We start from the raw sequence: 15,937 nt of genomic DNA on the forward strand, positions 1-15,937 counted from the left end.
CCCAATGGCATTGGGAGAGGCGGTCCTGGCGGCGCTGCTGGAGGGGGAAGCCTCCGGCTACGACCTGGCCAAACGGTTCGACGCGGGGGTCGCGAACTTCTGGTCGGCCACCCCGCAGCAGCTCTACCGCGAACTCGAACGCCTGGAGGGGGAGGGCCTGCTCAGTGCCCGGGTCGTGCGGCAGGACCGCAGGCCCGACAAGCGGCTGTTCACCGTCACCGAGGCCGGACGCGAGGCGCTGCGCTCCTTCAGCCAGCGGCCCGCCCGGCCGACCGCGATCCGTGACGACCTGCTCGTCCGGCTCCAGGCCGTGGACGAGACCGACATGGACGCGGTGATCGGCGCCGTCGAGGAGCGCATGGAGCTCAGCCGCGCCAAGCTCGAACGCTACGACCGCATCGCGGCCCGCATGCTCGACGGTCGCGACGAGGAGCGCTTCCTGCGCGAGGCCGACCGGGTCGGCCCCTACCTCACCCTCCAGCGCGGACGCTCACACGAACAGGAGAACCTGCGCTGGGGCGCCGCCACCCTGGCCATCCTCGAACGCCGCCGCGACGACAGGGTCCGGGTGCGCAACGAGCGGGTCGAGGACGACGGGGGCCGGGACGACGGCGGCCGGTCCGCACGGGCACCGGGCGCCGGGGTCGGCCCCTCGTCATGACCGCCGAGGTCCCCTCGCCGCCGTCGGACCGCACCCGGTCGCCCGTGGTCGCGCCCGGCTAGTTGACGTGCCTCTGCCAGTCGGACGGCAACCGGTCGGCCGGGCCGGGCACCGTCTGGTCCAGGGGGTGCGAGGTCGGCGCCGTCAGCTCCGGGCCCTCGCTGACCTGTTGGGTGCGGAAGTCGTAGAACCAGTCCTCACCCGGCTCGAAGCTCTGCATGATCGGGTGGCCGGTGGCCTCGAAGTGACGAGTGCCGTGCTGGGACGGAGAGCTGTCGCAGCAGCCCACGTGTCCGCAGGCCGCGCACCGGCGCAGGTGCACCCACCAGCCACCCCCGGCGAGACACTCCTGGCAGCCGGTGCCGCTGGGCGGCGCGGTCGGGTCGATCTCGTTGCTCATGACGTCACGCTAACCACTGGAACCGTCCCGGACGATGAACAACGCGCGGCACGACCCACTCCGGAGACGGGGACAGCGGTCAGCGTGCCCTCCCGCTGCCGGTGACGCGCACTCCCGATACCCTCGTCGCCGGTCGCCCCGAACAACGGACCCGAAGCCCGGGCCCGCACTACCTGGAAGGCACTCCATGAGCGAGGAGCTGTCCGTAGGCGTCGACGGTCACGTCGGTGTCCTGGAGATCCACCGCCCACCGAACAACCACTTCGACCTCGACGTCCTCACCGCACTGGCCGACGCCGCGGAGGAGCTGGCCGCCGGGGGATGCCGGGCGCTCGTGCTCTGCTCGGAGGGCAGGAACTTCTGCGCCGGGGTGGACTTCGCCTCCGGCGGGGTCGGCGACTCCCCGGTCCGCACGCTCAGCGCCATCTACGGCCAGGGGCTGCGCCTGTACTCACTGCCGGTCCCCGTGATCGCCGCCGTCCAGGGCGCGGCGGTGGGCGGCGGGCTCGGTCTGGCGTGCGCGGCCGACTTCCGCGTGGCCGCGGCCTCCTCCCGGTTCCATGCCAACTTCGGCCTGTTGGGCCTGCACCAGGGGTTCGGCCTGAGCGTCTCCCTGCCCCGCATCGTGGGTCGGCAGAAGGCCGCCGACATGCTCTACACGGCGCGCCGGATCACCGGTACCGAGGCCCACGCCATCGGCCTGGCCGACCACCTCGTGGACGAGGAGCACCTGCGAGAGGAGGCCGTGCGCCAGGCGCGACGGATCGCCGAGTCCGCCCCGCTCGCGGTGCGCTCCATGAAGGCCACCCTCCGCGCGGGCCTGCTCAGCGAACTCCCCTCCGCCCTGGAACGGGAGATCATCGAACAGACGAGGCTGCTCGAGACCAGGGACAACGCGGTCGGGATCACCGCGTCCCTCGACCGCACGCGTCCGGTCTTCACAGGGGAGTGAACCGGGCCGGGCCCCGCCCGGCTCAGGGAACTATGGAGTCGACGTAGCCGCCGTCCACCCGGACGGCGGCGCCGGTCGTCGCCGAGGCCAGCGGGGAGCTCAGGTAGGCCACCATGTTGGCGATCTCCTCGGGCTCGATCAGGCGTTGGAGCAGCGACATCGGACGGTGCCGGATCATGAACTCGTGCTGGGCCTCGTCCCACGGCAGGTCACGGTCGACCAGTTCGTACACGAAGTCCTCCACCCCGCGGGTGTGGGTGGGTCCGGCGACCACCGAGTTGACGGTCACCCCGGACCCGGCCGCCTCCTTGGCGAAGCCCCGTGTGACGGCGAGCAGCGCGGTCTTCGAGGCGCCGTAGTGGATCATCTCGGCGGGGATCGCCAGCGCCGAGTCACTGGCGATGTTGAGCACGCGTCCCCAACCGCGACGGATCATGCCGGGCAGGGTGGCGCGGATCAGCCGTACGGCGGAGAGCACGTTGGTGTCGAAGTAGCGCCGCCACTCCTCGTCGCTGATCTCCAGCGCCGGGGCGCTTCCGAACAGGCCCAGGCTGTTGACCAGGACGTCCACCTCGGCGGCGGCGGAGAGCACGGCCGCCGCGCCGCGCTCGGTGGTGACGTCGCCCGGGGCGGCGACCAGCTCCCGCTCCGGGACGCGGTCCCTCAGTGAGCCGATCGCCTCGGCCACCCTCTCCGGGCGGCGACCGTTGATCGCGACGCGGGCCCCAGCGTCCGCGAGCGCGGCGGCGACGGCCATCCCGATCCCCTGGGTCGACCCGGTGACCAGTGCGGTACTCCCAGACAGATCGATGCGCATGGGACCCACACTAGAAGGACGGGGCGGACCAGGTCCGCCCCGTCCGGGGTGTGTCGTCAGGGTCGGCCCCCACCGCGGGCGCCGGGCGCAAGGGTCAGCCGAGCACCAGCCACAGCAGACTGACGAACAGGAAGCCCGACACGCCCAACACCGTGGTCAGGACGGTCCACGTCCGCAGGCCGTCCGAGACCGACAACCCCAGGTAGCGGGTCACCACCCAGAAACCGGAGTCGTTGACGTGCGACAGCCCGAGCGCGCCGAAGGCGATGGCCAGCGCGATGAGCGCCACCTGGATCGAGGAGAGGTCCCCGCCCAACGTCATGTCGGCGAGCAGACCGGAGGTGGTCAGGATCGCGACCGTCGCCGACCCCTGCGAGGCGCGCAGTGCCAGCGAGAGCACGAAGCCCAGCAGCAGGATGGGCAGGCCGGTCCCGGCGAGTGTGTTGGCGAGCGCCTCGCCCACACCGCTCTCGGTGAGCACGCTGGCGAACACTCCGCCCGCCCCGGTGACCAGGACGACGATGGCCACGGGAGGCAGCGCGGCCTCCATGACCTCACCGATGTGGGAGGTGGACCACCCGCGCCGTACCCCGAGCAGGAAGTAGGCGAGCACCAGCGCGACGAGCAGCGCGAAGACCGGGGCGCCCACGAACGACAGCACGGGCAGCAGCGGGTGGTCCTCGGGTAGGACCGTCGCCGAGGTCGTGCCGACCATGATGAACGCCAGCGGCGTGAGGATGAGCCCGAGGATGGTCCAGACGCTGGGCGGCGTCTCGGTCCGGTCCGACGTGCCGGTGGAACCGCCGGACGCGCCGCCCCCGGTGTCGCCGGAGCCCTCCGGCCCCGAACCGCCCTCTCCCGCGCCGCCGAACTCCTCGAACTGCGCGCGGGTCGCGGCCAGCATGGGGATCTCGCGGCGGGTGAGCCGCTTGGACACGTAGTGCGCGATCACGGCCAGCGGCGCGCACACGATCAGGCCCAGAATCAGGATCCAACCGATGTCGCCCTCAAGCAGCGCGGCCCCGCCGACGATCCCCGGGTGGGGCGGCACGGAGACATGGACCGCAAGCATGATCCCGGCCACCGGCAGGCCGAACCTCACCGGATCGACCCCGGCGGCCTTCGCGAACCCGTAGATGATCGGCACGAGGATGATGAAGCCGACGTCGAAGAACACGGGGACGGCGAGGATCAGCGCGGCCCCGGTGAGGGCCGCCGAGACCCGTTTGGGTCCCAGCCAGCCGGTGAAGCGCCCGGCCAGGCTCTCGGCGCCGCCGGACACCTCGATCATGCGGCCGAGCATGGCGCCCAGGGCGACGAGCAGCGCCACCGACCCCAGGGTCCCGCCCATGCCGGCGGTGATCGTGGCGATGATGCCGAGCTGTTCGGGTGCGTCGCCGGTGGCCGGAACGGTGACCAGCGGCATGCCCGAGACCAAGCCGACGAGGATGCTCACCAGGAGCAGGGCCACGAAGGCGTGGACCTTGAAGCGGATGATCAGCACCAGCAGCAGGGCGATGCCGCCCGCCGCGATGCCCAGAAGGGTGAGGGCGCCCATGCGACTACTCCTTGCTGGTGGGTTCGGGTGCCACGACACGGATCACGGCGGAGTCGTCGGCGGCGCCCAGGCCCTGTCCCTGTCCCAGCAGGTACAGCTGCTCGGCGGTGGCCGCCAGCGGAGTCGCCAGTCCGGCGGAGCGGCTCGCGGAGGTCACGATGCCCATGTCCTTGACGAAGATGTCGAGCCGGCTGAGCACCTCGGCGCCCTCCTCCTCGTAGGCCTGGAGCATGCGCGGCCCGCGGTTGCCCAGCATGAACGAGCCGGCCGCGCCCGCGCCCAGCGTCTCCAGGGTGGTCTGGGGGTCCAGTCCCAGCGACCGGGCCAGGGCCAGCGCCTCGGCGGCCGCGGCGATGTGCACCCCGCACAGCAGCTGGTTGACGGTCTTGAACGCCTGGCCGTCGCCGGGACGGTCACCGATGACGCTCAGGGTGGAGGCGAGCCGCCGCAGCACCGGATCGGCGGGCCCCCCCGCCCCCGGGGGGGGGGCNGCCTCGGGGGTGGCGCCGACCACGATCAGCAGGTCACCCTCTCCGGCGCGGACTGGACCCCCGCTGAGCGGGGCGTCCACGAGGAACAGGCCGCGCGGGGCCAGTTCCTCGGCGGTCGCGGTGACCGTCTCCACCCCGACCGTACTGGTCAGGACCAGAACGGTGCCCGGAGCCAGGGACTCGACGATGCCGTGTTCACCGAAGAGCACGTCGCGCAGCTGGGCGCCGTCGCGCACCACCAGCACCACGGAGTCGACCCCGGCGACGGCGTCGGCGGCGTGCTCGAAGGGCACCACACCGGCCTCGGCGGCGAGGTCGCGGCGAACGGCGGCGATGTCACAGCCGTGAACGGTCATCGTCCCGGCCAGGCGCGCGGCCATCGGCAGCCCCATGGCGCCCAGGCCGATGACGGCGACGCTGGAGACGGGGCTGGAGACGCAGCTGGTGGTCATGGGTGGACTCCTGTGTTCGGGGCGCCGGTGACGGGGTCGCCGTCACCGGGGCGGGTGGTCAGGGAGCTCAGGCGGTCGACGACCTCCGCGAGGGAGTCGTCGGCGCCGACGTTGCCCGCGAAGACGACGTAGGGGATGCCGGTGGCCGGACCGCCGACCGGTTCCCACAGGGAGACCAGGCCGGGCAGCATCGGCCCGCGCACCAGGGCGCGGTGGATGCCCAGGCCCAGCGAGGCGACGTCGCTGGAGGTGATCCCGCCCTTGGCGACCACGAAGCGCGGTGCGCGGCGGCCGAGGGTGTCGGACACGCAGCGGACGAGGGCGGCCGAGACCTCGCGGGCGATGGCCAGGCTGGTGGCCGGGTCGTCGCTCAGGCGCAGCAGGCGCGAGGTGTGCAGGACGACGTCGTGGTCGGCCAGGCCCTCGACGATCGCGTCCACGGTGCGGGCGACGGCGGCGTCGCGAGCGGACGGGGCGAGGACCTCGTCCACATTGAGCTCGATCACACGGGCGCCGGGGTGCCGGTCCACCAGGGCGGCGAGCTGGCGGGTGGTGAGTGCGACGTGGGAGCCGACCACCACGAGTCCGCCGGGGGCGTCCGTGCCGGTTCTGATCTCGTCCTCGTCGAGGGGTACGCGGGCCTCCATGCCGATGCGGGCGCGCACGAACGGCGGGCCGACCCGGTAGACGAAACGGCGGCCCCGTCGCTCGGCGGTGATGAGGGCCAGGGAGAGGACGCGCAGGTCCTCCTCGGACTCGGCGTCCACCACGACCGGCGCGGCGTCGTGGAGTTCCATCAGTCGGGCGGTGACGGCGTCGGTGTCGCCTCCGCGCAGCAGGGCGAGGTCGATGAGGGTGACGTCGCTCGCGGTGACCTGTCCTTCGGTCTTCTCCTCGACCCAGGCCCGGAGGTCGGAGTTGCGGTAGCCGAAGGTGGCGTCGCGGGCGAACTCGGTCTCCGCGACGGGGGTGAACTCCGTGCCGGAGCGCATGTAGTGGACGCCGCCGACGGTGACGCGTCCGGCGTCGGGGAAGGCGGGGACGATGACGACCCCGTCGACGCCGGGGGCGCCGAGTTCCTGGAGGGTGGCGTCGAGGACCCGGGGTTCGAGCGGGTAGTGCCCGCGCAGGGTGGAGTCTCCCCGGCTGGCGAAGACCAGCGGGCGGTCCCCAGCGGCGGTGCGGGCGTTGCGCACCACCTCGGCGTTGCGGGCTTCGGCCTCGGCCGGGTCGAGGCTGCGGGTGTTGGTGAGGACGTAGACGGCGAGCGTGCCCTGCTCGAACGCCCACCGCAGGTCGTCGACGGACCAGCGGGTGAGCACGGGCAGGCCGTGCACCGACTGGGTGCCGGTTGGATCGTCGTCGAGGACGACGATGACGGAACCGGCGGCGGTGGCCTCCCGCGCCACGGCGGACGCGGTGACGGGGCTCGGTGCCCCGGCAAGGGTGAGGACTTCGTGGGGATCGACCATGGAAACTCCCTTGTAAGACATCAGACATCTTATGTTAAACGGCGTGGTCGTCAAGCGTCATGTCACAGGGATTACCAGGTGGGGGCGGTCGAAAGCCCGAGCGCGGACCTGGGGCGCTCGGGCTGGGATACGTGAGGACGGGGGCTGCGGGACCTCCGCGAGGTGGTGTGAGACCGGTACGGGACGGCCGGTCAGTCCGGCAGGCCGAAGACGTGCTCGCGCAGGTCGCGCGCGGTCTGCGCCATGTGGCTCTCCATGGCGAGCCGGGCCGTCTCCGCGTCGCCCGAGCGGATCGCCTCCAGTACCCGGCCGTGCTCGTCGATCGCGTGGGCCTGGATGGCGGGGATCGAGGAGGTCTGCCGGCGCTTCTCGCGCATCACCCGCGACAACGGCTCGAACAGCACGGCGACGAACACGTTCCCGGTCGCCGACAGGATCACGTCGTGGAAGTGGATGTCGTGCTCCACGAACGCCGCGAGATCGCCGCGCTGGTGCGCGTCGCGCATCCCCTGGAGGTCCTGCTCCAGGGCGGCGAGGTCGGAGGTGTCCCGGTGCTCGGCGGCCAGCGCGGCCGCCCCCGTCTCGATCATCCGCCGCACCTGGATGAGCTGAAGCGAAGCGGTGAGGTCGTCACCGCCGCGCACCGTGGCGCGCAGCACCGCCTCCAGGCCGGTCCACTCGTCCACGGGGCGCACGAGGGTGCCCCGCCCCCGTACCACCTCGACCACGTTCTGGGCCTGGAGCGTCCGGATCGCCTCGCGCACGGTCAGGCGGCTGACGTCGAACTCCTGGCCCAGCTCGTTCTCGGAGGGCAGCCTGCCCCCTGAGGGCAGGTCACCGTCGACGATGCGGTCCAGGAGGTTCTGGGCGATCTCGTCGGCGAGCAGCGGCCTCGGCACGACACTTCCTCTCGGGCGGGGGAGACGGCAGGGTCGCGCGCAGTCCCCGGCGGTGCCTCGTCGACCCCCGGACACCTCACGGGAGTGCGCGGCAAGGGCAACCCTATCGCCGCGGCCCGACCCCGGCTCCCGGCCTGGCGCGAGGTGACGGGAGCCGGGGCGTTCTCAGGAGAGGGCGGTGCCGCCGAGGGCGGCGGAGAGGAATCTGTGCGTTCTCATGGAATGCCTTTCGGGTCGAAGCGCGAAGGGGTGGCGGCCGGGGAGGGAATTCCCGATCCTTTCCCGTGGTCCGACTGTCGGGTGTCGTCGCTGGTGAGGGCGCTGTCCTGTGGGTCGTTGTCTCGGCTCGTCGGTATCCAACAGAGTGCGTCACGGGAAATCAGAATGGCAAGTGAATTCGTCGAACTCCTCGGGGTCCAGGGCTATTCCTGGGGGAGAATGTCAGGAGTTCTCCACATAGGGAAGCGAAGAAACGCGGGACGGCCCCGGGTTTCGGACAGGTCGGCGGGGTCGCAACGGTCACGCTGTACGCGGCGGCGCCAGCGAGTCGGTGAGCCGCACGGTCGTGGGCAGCCGCCGTCCCCTCGGCCGGTCGTCCCGGTCCCCGTCCACCATCGCGGACAGGGCGGTCACCGCCGCGCGCCCCAGTTCGTCGGCGGGGGTGCGCACGGCGGTGATCGGTGGTCCGGGCAGGTCGGCCAGGGCGATGTCGTCGGCGGCGGCGACACTGATGTCCTCGGGCACCCGCACACCGAGGCGGCCGAACTCGAACATCACCCCCAACAGCAGCAGGCTGTTGTAGACCAGCACCGCCGTGCAGCCGGAGTCGACGATCCCGCGGGCCGCGGCCACCCCCTCGGCGAACGCCGGGCGTACCGGGCCGTGGACCCGCACCCGCAGCCCGGTCCGGGCCGCGTGCTCGACCAGCTCCGCGCGCCGGTGCCGGTCCATCCACGAGCTCGGCGGCCCCGCGAGGTAGGCGACCTCGCGGTGCCCGAGCTCCACGAGGCGGTCGTAGACCGCGCCCAGGCCCCCGGGAGTGTCCACGGTGAACGAGGTCAGCCCCGGCACCCGGCGGTTGATCGCCACCACCGGTCTGCGCGCGTGCGCCTCCTTCAGCTCGGCCGCCGAACTCACCGGGGACTGCACGGCGAACCCGTCCACCTGGTCCTCCAGATCGTGCAGCGCCGCCGCCTCACGAGCGGGGTCGCCGCCGGTGACGGCGATGATCACGCGGCGGCCGGTCTCGCCCGCCAGGTCCTGCGCGGCGGTGGCGGTGGTGGAGTAGAAGGGGTTGTCCAGGTCGGGGACGAGCATGGCGAAGAAGCCGCTGCGCCCGGTGGTCAGGGCCCGGGCGGCCGGGTTGGCGCGAAAGCCCAGCCGCTCGGCGGCGGCGCGCACCCGCAGCAGGGTGGACTCGGCGACCATGGTCGGCCGCGACATCGCCCGCGACACGGTGGACGCCGAGACGCCGGCCTCCCTGGCCACGTCGTCCAAGCTCGCCATTCCGACTCCTCGCAGGTCACGGTGCCCCCGGTCACATTCGCGGCCGTGGGCTTGGCTCGGTGCCCACCTGAAGGTTACGGTGTTGCAAGCGCTTGCAGAAGCGCTTGCAGGTGTCACCGCAGATGAGACACCACACAAACTCCGAACACCCGCCGACAGCGACCGGGAGTGGAATTGTCCCGCCCGTCACCCACCGCAGAGGCCGCCCGAGTCGCTTCGCGCCGCCGTCTCCTCCCACGCCCACCCGTCACGGTGCTGCTCGTCCCCGGGCTCGCCGTGATGCTCTTCGCCTTCTGCTACCCGGTCGTGGCCACCCTGGCCTGGCCGCCCGACGGCGACCCCGCCACGGTCGCGCGGGAGACGGGGAGCCTCCTCACCGATCCCTACCTGCTCCCGGTGATCGCGCGCACCGTCCGCGTCGCCGTCCTGACCACCGCCCTCTGCCTGCTCATGGGCTTCCCGGTGGCCTACCTCATCTCGCGGGCGCCGGGTCCCTGGCCCGGCCGCCTCCTGGCCCTGGCGATCTTCCCGCTCCTGCTCAACACCGTCGTGCGGACCTACGGCTGGATCGTGGTGCTCGGCGGCAACGGGCTGATCAGCAAGGTCAGCGAGGCCCTGGGCCTGGGCCGCGTCCAGCTGCTCTACACCGAGACGGCGATCGTGCTCGGCCTGGTCCAGCTCTTCCTGCCCCTGATGATCCTGTCGGCCTACTCCAGCCTCTCCCAGCAGGACCACCGCCTGGAGGAGGCGGCCCGCGGACTCGGCGCCTCGCCCGGCCGCGCGTTCCGCGACGTCGTCTTCCCGCTGGCCCTGCCCGGCGCCCTGGTGGGATGCACCCTGGTCTTCGCCGGGGCGGTCACCGCCTTCACCACGCCCCAGCTGCTCGGCGGGCCCCGCGAGCGACTCCTGTCCACCCTGCTCTACAGCCGGGTCAACGTCAGCCTCGACTGGCCCTCGGCCAGCGCCATCGCCCTGGTGATGACCGCCCTGGTGCTGGTGGTCGGCGCGCTGTCCGGTCGGCTCGGCAAGATCGGGAGCACCACCTCATGATCCTGAGACGCCCGTTCCTCTCCCTGCTCGCGGCGGCCGCCTTCGTGCTGATGCTCGGCCCCGTGGTGATCCTGGTGGGGGTCGCCTTCACCGCCGGAAGCACGCTCGCCTTCCCGCCGGAGGGCCTGTCCCTGCGCTGGTTCTCCGCCGCCCTGGCCTACGGCCCGTTCATCGACTCCTTCGGCACCAGCATGCTGGTCGCGGCGGTCTCGACCGTGATCGCGCTGGCCCTGGGCGTCCCCGCGACCCTGGCGCTGCACCGGGGCAACCCGCGCGGGCGCAGGATCATGGAGAACCTGTTCTTCGCCCCGATCGTGGTCCCCGAGCTGGTCCTGGGCCTGGCCCTGTTCCAGCAGCTCATGGTCGGCATGCGGGTGACCGCGGTCGGCGCGCTGATCGTCGGCCACGCCGTCCTGCTGCTCCCGTACACCGTCCGGGTGGTCGGGGCCTCGCTGGCCCTGGCCGACGCCCGGCTGGAGGAGGCGGCTCGGGGGCTGGGCGCCGGACCGGTGCGCACCTTCCTCACGGTGACCCTTCCGGTGATGGCTCCGGGCATCCTCTCGGCCACCATCCTCGCCTTCATCACCTCGCTGAACAACGTTCCGCTGTCCCTGCTGCTCACCGGCCCCGGCGTGGCCACCCTGCCGGTGGAGATGCTCAACTACGTCCAGTCCTCGTTCGACCCCGTCGTCGCCGCGGTCAGTGTGCTGCTCCTGGCGCTCAGCGTCGGGGTCGCCCTCGCCACCGAACGCCTGGTCGGTTTCACGAAGGTCTTCGGCCGATGACCGGGAAGCCCGCCCGCCGGGAAGAAGGAGACACACAGATGACACCCGTCGTCGAACTCGACCGCGTCAGCCACATCTTCGGGGCCCGGGGCGGCAAGGGCGGCACCACCGCCGTCGCCGAACTGGACCTGACCGTGCGCCAGGGGGAGTTCACCACCCTGCTCGGCCCGAGCGGCTGCGGCAAGACCACCACCCTGCGGATGATCGCCGGGTTCCTCCAGCCCACCTCCGGGCGCATCCTCCTGGAGGGCGTGGACGCCACCCGCACGCCGCCCGAGAAGCGCAACATCGGCATGGTCTTCCAGTCCTACGCGCTCTTCCCGCACATGACGCTGCGCGACAACGTCGGCTACGGCCTGCGCACCCGCAAGGTGGCCTCGGACGAGGTCAGGCGTCGCGCGGAGGAGGCGCTCGACCTGGTCGGTCTCGCCCACCTGGCCGACCGCAAGCCCGCCGAGCTCTCCGGCGGCCAGCAGCAGCGCGTGGCCCTGGCCCGCGCCGTGGCCATCCGCCCCTCCGTGCTGCTCCTGGACGAACCCCTGTCCAACCTCGACGCTCAGCTCCGGGTGCAGATGCGGCGCGAACTCCTGCGCGTGCAGCGCGAGACCGGCCTCACCGCCGTCCTGGTCACCCACGACCAGGACGAGGCGCTGGAGCTGTCCGACACGATGGTCATCCTCAACGAGGGCCGACTGGAACAGCAGGGCTCGCCCCGGGACGTGTTCCCGCGTCCCGCCAACCGGTTCGTCGCCGAGTTCCTGGGATACGACAACTTCCCCGAGGTGCCGGGGCACGGGCCCGTCACCGTCCGGCCCGAACACGTGCGGCTGCTCTCCGGCGAGGCCCGCGAGGAGTCCGGTGAGACCGGCCTGGACGGCACCGTCGGCGAGGTCACCTTCCAGGGCAGCAACTGCCTGGTCGAGGCGGCCATCAACGGGGCCGAGGGACCGGGTTCGGTGCTGCGCGTGCTGCACCCCAGCGACGACCTGCGCCCCGGCGACCCCGTCCGCATCGCCCTGCCCCACCGCCACCTGGTGGAACTGCCCGCCCGTGAGGTGACGACCGGATGAACCGACCCGCACGCAGGGCGCGGATGACCGCAGTCCTCGCCGGGGCGCTGGCCCTGGCCACCGTGACCGCCTCCTGCGCACCCGTCCGCGAGGACGACCCCGACACCCTGGTGGTGAGCACCTTCGCGTTCGCCACCGAGGAGTTCACCCAGGTCGTCGCCGAACCCTTCGAGGCCGAGACCGGAATCCGGGTGGTCCTGGACACCGGGAACAACGCGGGGCGGCTCACCAAGCTGAGGATCAACTCCGAGCGGCCCGACACCGACGTCGTCCTGATCTCCGACTACTACGCGCAGATCGGCAAGGACATGGGGCTGTTCGCCCCGGTCAGCAGCGAGGACGTGCCCAACCTCGACGCCATCCAGCCCTGGGCCGTGGACCCCGACGGGTACGGCCCCGCCTACACCTTCCAGCTCCTCGGCCTGATGTACCGGACCGACATGGTGGACGAGGCGCCCGAGTCCTGGGACGACCTCTGGGCGGAGCCCGAGGGCGGCTACGCGCTTCCCGACATCTCCGTGTCGGCGGGCCCGATGTTCGTCCTCGCCGCCGGGGAGCACTTCGGGTCCGGGCCCTCCGACGCCGACGCCGGGTTCGAGGCGCTGGCCGAGATCGGCCCCGACGCGCTCCAGTTCTACACCGGCTCCACCGAGCTCACCAGCCTGCTGGAACGCGGCGAGATCGCGATGGCGCCCGGCCTCGACAACTTCGCCATGGGGTCCGTGGAGGCCGGCCAGCCCGTCGGCTTCGCCGCCCCCGACGGGGGAAGGGTGATGACCGCCAACACCGTGCAGGTGGTGGAGGGAGCCCCTAACCCGGCCGGGGCACGGGCCTTCACCGACTTCCTGCTGCGCCCCGAGATCCAGGAGGGCATGGCCGAGGCGCTCTACGACAAGCCCGTGGCGCTGGGGGCCGAACCCACCCCGCTCATGGAACAGGTCTCCCGGGAGGCGGCCTCGGACCCGGTCGCCAGCGGCTACCACCAGGGCGACCTCGAACTGCTCGCGAACGAGCGCTCCGCCTGGCTGGACCGCTTCACCGAGGAGGTCGCCAAGTGAGCGACGTCCCCGTCAACGGAGGAGGACCGGTGCCCGCGCCCATCGTGATCGACTGCGACCCGGGGGTCGACGACGCCGTCGCCCTCCTGCTGGCCCTGGCCTCACCGCTCCTGGACGTGCGCGGAGTGACCACCGTCGCGGGCAACGTCTCGCTCGCCGACGTGAACCGCAACGCCGCCCACGTGCTCGACCTCGCCGGGGCGCCGACCGAACTCCCGCTGGTCTCCGGGCTGGCAGGACCGATCGCCCGCACCTCACGCATCCGGGACGAACCCATGCACGGAGCCGGGGGACTGGGCGGACTGGTGCCGGACTCCCCGCCCCGGCCCCTGACCCCCGGCCACGCCGTGGACTGGCTCACGGAAAAGGCCCTGGAGTCCCCGGGCGAACTGACCCTCGTGGCGATCGGCCCGCTGTCCAACGTCGCGGCCATGCTCGCCCGCCACCCCGAGGCCGGTCCGGCCTTCAGGGAGATCGTCATCATGGGCGGCGCCGCCTTCGCCCAGGGCAACGTCACCCCGGCGGCGGAGTTCAACTTCCACGCCGACCCCGAGGCGGCCCGCTACGTCCTGGAGTCCGGCCTGCCGGTGCGGATCGTGGGGCTGGACGTCACCCGCGCCGCGCTGTACCCGCTCTCCGAGGCCGAACACCTGGCCGCCCTGCCCGGTACCGCAGGGATCGCCGGAGAACTCCTGCGCGCCTACGCCGTGCGCTACCTGGAACGGTTCGGTGTCCCGGCCGTCCCCGTGCACGACGCCCTGGCCGTCGCGGCCGTCAGCCACCCCGACCTCATCGGCTGGGAGGAGGGCAGCGCGTCCGTGGAGTGCTCCGGTGAACTCACCCGGGGAGCCCTCGTCGCCGACGTGCGCACACCCGACCGCACCCGCAACGTACGCGTGGGCCGTACCGTCGACGCCGACGCGTTCTCCGCCCTGCTCACCGAGGGCATCGCCCGCCACCGCACGCGCCCCACCGCCTGAACCAGGCACGCACCAGCCCCCTGAACCAGGCACCCGCCCACCCGAAGGGAACCCGACACCGATGTCCCACGCCCAGCTCAGCGCAGACCTGCTCATCCAAGGCGGGGAGGTCGTCTCCGTGCACACCGGCCAGGTGTGGCGGGGGGGGGGGGGGGGGGNCGCGTCCGCGCGGTGCTGCCCCCGGGGACGCCGGTGCGGGCCGAACGGATCCTCGACGCCACCGGGCTCGTCGTCGCGCCCGGCTACGTGGACGCCCACATGCACATCGAGAGCTCGCTGCTGGCACCGGCCGAGTTCGCCCGGGTCACGCTGGCGCGCGGCACCACGACCGTGCTCGCCGACGCCCACGAGATCGTCAACGTCGCCGGACGCGACGGGCAGGCCTGGATGATCGAACAGGGCGGCGACACGGCGCAGTCCATGCGCTGGGCGGTGCCCTCGTGCGTACCCGCGCTGGACGGGTTCGAGACCGCCGGGGCGCGGCTCGACCACACCGACATCGCGGAGATGCTGGAGTGGGGGGGCGTCACCACGCTCGGCGAGGTGATGGACTACCGGGCGGTGGTCAACGGCGACCCCCGCATGCACGCCATCATCGACGCGGCCCGGCGCCGGGGCGTGCGCCTGGACGGGCACTGCCCCAACCTCTCCGGCGCGGAACTGGGCGAGTACCTGTGGGCCGGGATCGACTCCGACCACTGCAAGAACACCGCCGAGGTCGCCGTGGAGAAGGCCCGCCTGGGCATGCTGCTCATGCTCCAGGAGAAGTGCCTGACACCGGAGGTGGTCCGCGCCCTCCTGGACCTGCCCCACCTGCCCGACTTCTGCCTGGTCACCGACGACATCGTCGTGGACGCCATCGTGACCACCGGCCACCTGGACCGGGTGGGTTCGGTGGCGCTGGAACGCGGTCTGCCCCCGCTGGCGGTGCTGCGCGCGCTCACCCTCCAGCCCGCCCGCAGGCTCGGCCTGGACGACCGGGGGACCGTCACCCCCGGCAAGCGCGCCGACCTCGTGCTCCTGCGCTCGCTCACCGAGCTCACCCCCGTCGTGACCATCGCGGGAGGGGAGGTGGTGGGCCGCGACGGCGCCCCGGTCGACGGCCCCGGCCCCGCGCCGGAGCACGGGTTCGGCGCGACCGTCCGGATCGACGCCCCCCGCGCCGAGACCGCGCGCTGGCGGGTCGACCTGCCCGACGGTGAGCACGCCTTCCGCGCGATGCGGGTGAACGGCGTGGACACCTACACCGAACCCGACGAGGTGGTGCTCCCGGTCCGCGACGGGGTGGTCGACTGGCAGGGCCGCACCGCCGTGGTGGCCGTGTTCGAACGCCACACCGGGCACGGCGGGGTGGCCTTCGCCCCGGTCGTCGGCCAGGACCTCGGGCCGGGCGCCTTCGCCACGACCTACGCCCACGACAGCCACAACCTCACCGTGGTCGCCACCACCGAGGACGCCCTGCTCACCGCCACCGCCGACGTGGTGTCCTGGGGCGGCGGCATGCGGCTGGTCCGCGAGGACGGGCCGGGTGCCGGGCTGCCCCTGCCCATCGGCGGGGTGATGTCGGAGCGGCCCGCGGACGAGGTGGCCGAGGCCTCCCGCCGGCTCCGCGCCGAGCTGGCCGCCTGGGGATGGGACAACCGCAACGCCTTCATGAGTCTGTCCACCCTCACCCTGGCGGTGTCCCCGAGCGTGAAGATCACCGACCGCGGGCTGGTGCGCGTGGTGGACCGTGCCTGGGAACCGGCCACTGTTGTCAGGGCGACCCCGGCGACGTAGAACGAGG

General features: G+C 72.5%; 15 protein-coding genes. 8 read left to right on the top strand and 7 right to left on the bottom strand.

The genetic code is table 11. The annotated features are described in order from the left end of the window. Positions 1 to 4 precede the first annotated feature (4 nt). A complete protein-coding gene (locus D452_RS28490; protein WP_083927547.1) occupies positions 5 to 661 on the top strand; it encodes a PadR family transcriptional regulator in 657 nt (218 codons plus the stop codon). Between the two features lie 58 nt (positions 662 to 719). On the opposite strand, the gene D452_RS0117385 is transcribed toward D452_RS28490, so the two are convergent. After that, entirely contained in the window at positions 720 to 1,061 is a 342-nt protein-coding gene (locus D452_RS0117385) for a UBP-type zinc finger domain-containing protein (RefSeq protein ID WP_017545420.1), read from the bottom strand. A gap of 187 nt (positions 1,062 to 1,248) precedes the next feature. On the opposite strand from D452_RS0117385, the gene D452_RS0117390 reads away from it, so the two are divergent. Beyond that, positions 1,249 to 2,013, top strand: a complete 765-nt coding sequence (locus tag D452_RS0117390) for an enoyl-CoA hydratase/isomerase family protein (protein WP_017545421.1) — start codon at positions 1,249 to 1,251, stop codon at positions 2,011 to 2,013. Between the two features lie 22 nt (positions 2,014 to 2,035). Here the strand turns inward: D452_RS0117390 and D452_RS0117395 are convergent, their stop codons facing one another. The 6 genes from D452_RS0117395 to D452_RS0117420 all read right to left on the bottom strand — a co-directional run bounded on the left by D452_RS0117395 (position 2,036) and on the right by D452_RS0117420 (position 9,208). Then, positions 2,036 to 2,830: an SDR family NAD(P)-dependent oxidoreductase gene (locus tag D452_RS0117395; RefSeq protein ID WP_017545422.1), complete on the bottom strand. Its 795-nt coding sequence runs from the start codon at positions 2,828 to 2,830 to the stop codon at positions 2,036 to 2,038. A 94-nt stretch (positions 2,831 to 2,924) separates the two neighbouring features. Beyond that, the gene (locus D452_RS0117400) at positions 2,925 to 4,388 is read right to left on the bottom strand and encodes a GntP family transporter (RefSeq protein WP_017545423.1); all 1,464 of its coding nucleotides are present in this window, start codon (positions 4,386 to 4,388) and stop codon (positions 2,925 to 2,927) included. A 4-nt stretch (positions 4,389 to 4,392) separates the two neighbouring features. Next, entirely contained in the window at positions 4,393 to 5,331 is a 939-nt protein-coding gene (locus tag D452_RS0117405; RefSeq protein ID WP_017545424.1) for an NAD(P)-dependent oxidoreductase, read from the bottom strand. Beyond that, positions 5,328 to 6,803, bottom strand: a complete 1,476-nt coding sequence (locus D452_RS0117410; RefSeq protein ID WP_017545425.1) for a four-carbon acid sugar kinase family protein — start codon at positions 6,801 to 6,803, stop codon at positions 5,328 to 5,330. Before D452_RS0117410 ends, D452_RS0117405 begins: the two co-directional genes overlap by 4 nt. A gap of 191 nt (positions 6,804 to 6,994) precedes the next feature. Next, positions 6,995 to 7,702 carry a FadR/GntR family transcriptional regulator gene (locus D452_RS0117415; protein WP_017545426.1) on the bottom strand — a complete coding sequence of 236 codons (708 nt, stop codon included), beginning with the start codon at positions 7,700 to 7,702 and terminating at the stop codon, positions 6,995 to 6,997. A 519-nt stretch (positions 7,703 to 8,221) separates the two neighbouring features. Then, positions 8,222 to 9,208 carry a LacI family DNA-binding transcriptional regulator gene (locus D452_RS0117420; protein WP_017545427.1) on the bottom strand — a complete coding sequence of 329 codons (987 nt, stop codon included), beginning with the start codon at positions 9,206 to 9,208 and terminating at the stop codon, positions 8,222 to 8,224. Between the two features lie 252 nt (positions 9,209 to 9,460). On the opposite strand from D452_RS0117420, the gene D452_RS0117425 reads away from it, so the two are divergent. The 6 genes from D452_RS0117425 (at position 9,461) to D452_RS28495 (ending at position 15,930) form a co-directional block, all read left to right on the top strand. Next, complete coding sequence (locus D452_RS0117425; RefSeq protein ID WP_017545428.1) at positions 9,461 to 10,258, top strand: ABC transporter permease; 798 nt, start codon at positions 9,461 to 9,463, stop codon at positions 10,256 to 10,258. Then, the gene (locus D452_RS0117430) at positions 10,255 to 11,043 is read left to right on the top strand and encodes an ABC transporter permease (protein WP_017545429.1); all 789 of its coding nucleotides are present in this window, start codon (positions 10,255 to 10,257) and stop codon (positions 11,041 to 11,043) included. The genes D452_RS0117425 and D452_RS0117430 overlap by 4 nt, the downstream gene beginning before the upstream one ends. A gap of 38 nt (positions 11,044 to 11,081) precedes the next feature. Next, entirely contained in the window at positions 11,082 to 12,113 is a 1,032-nt protein-coding gene (locus D452_RS0117435; protein ID WP_017545430.1) for an ABC transporter ATP-binding protein, read from the top strand. After that, on the top strand, positions 12,110 to 13,171 hold the full coding sequence (locus D452_RS0117440) for an ABC transporter substrate-binding protein (protein WP_026129417.1): 1,062 nt from the start codon (positions 12,110 to 12,112) through the stop codon (positions 13,169 to 13,171). The genes D452_RS0117435 and D452_RS0117440 overlap by 4 nt, the downstream gene beginning before the upstream one ends. A 29-nt stretch (positions 13,172 to 13,200) precedes the next feature. After that, complete coding sequence (locus D452_RS0117445; RefSeq protein WP_026129418.1) at positions 13,201 to 14,151, top strand: nucleoside hydrolase; 951 nt, start codon at positions 13,201 to 13,203, stop codon at positions 14,149 to 14,151. 192 nt (positions 14,152 to 14,343) lie between these two features. After that, a complete protein-coding gene (locus D452_RS28495) occupies positions 14,344 to 15,930 on the top strand; it encodes an adenine deaminase C-terminal domain-containing protein (protein ID WP_017545433.1) in 1,587 nt (528 codons plus the stop codon). Positions 15,931 to 15,937: the final 7 nt, after the last annotated feature.

The organism is Nocardiopsis prasina DSM 43845, from assembly GCF_000341265.1.
Taxonomy (GTDB): Bacteria; Actinomycetota; Actinomycetes; order Streptosporangiales; family Streptosporangiaceae; genus Nocardiopsis; species Nocardiopsis prasina.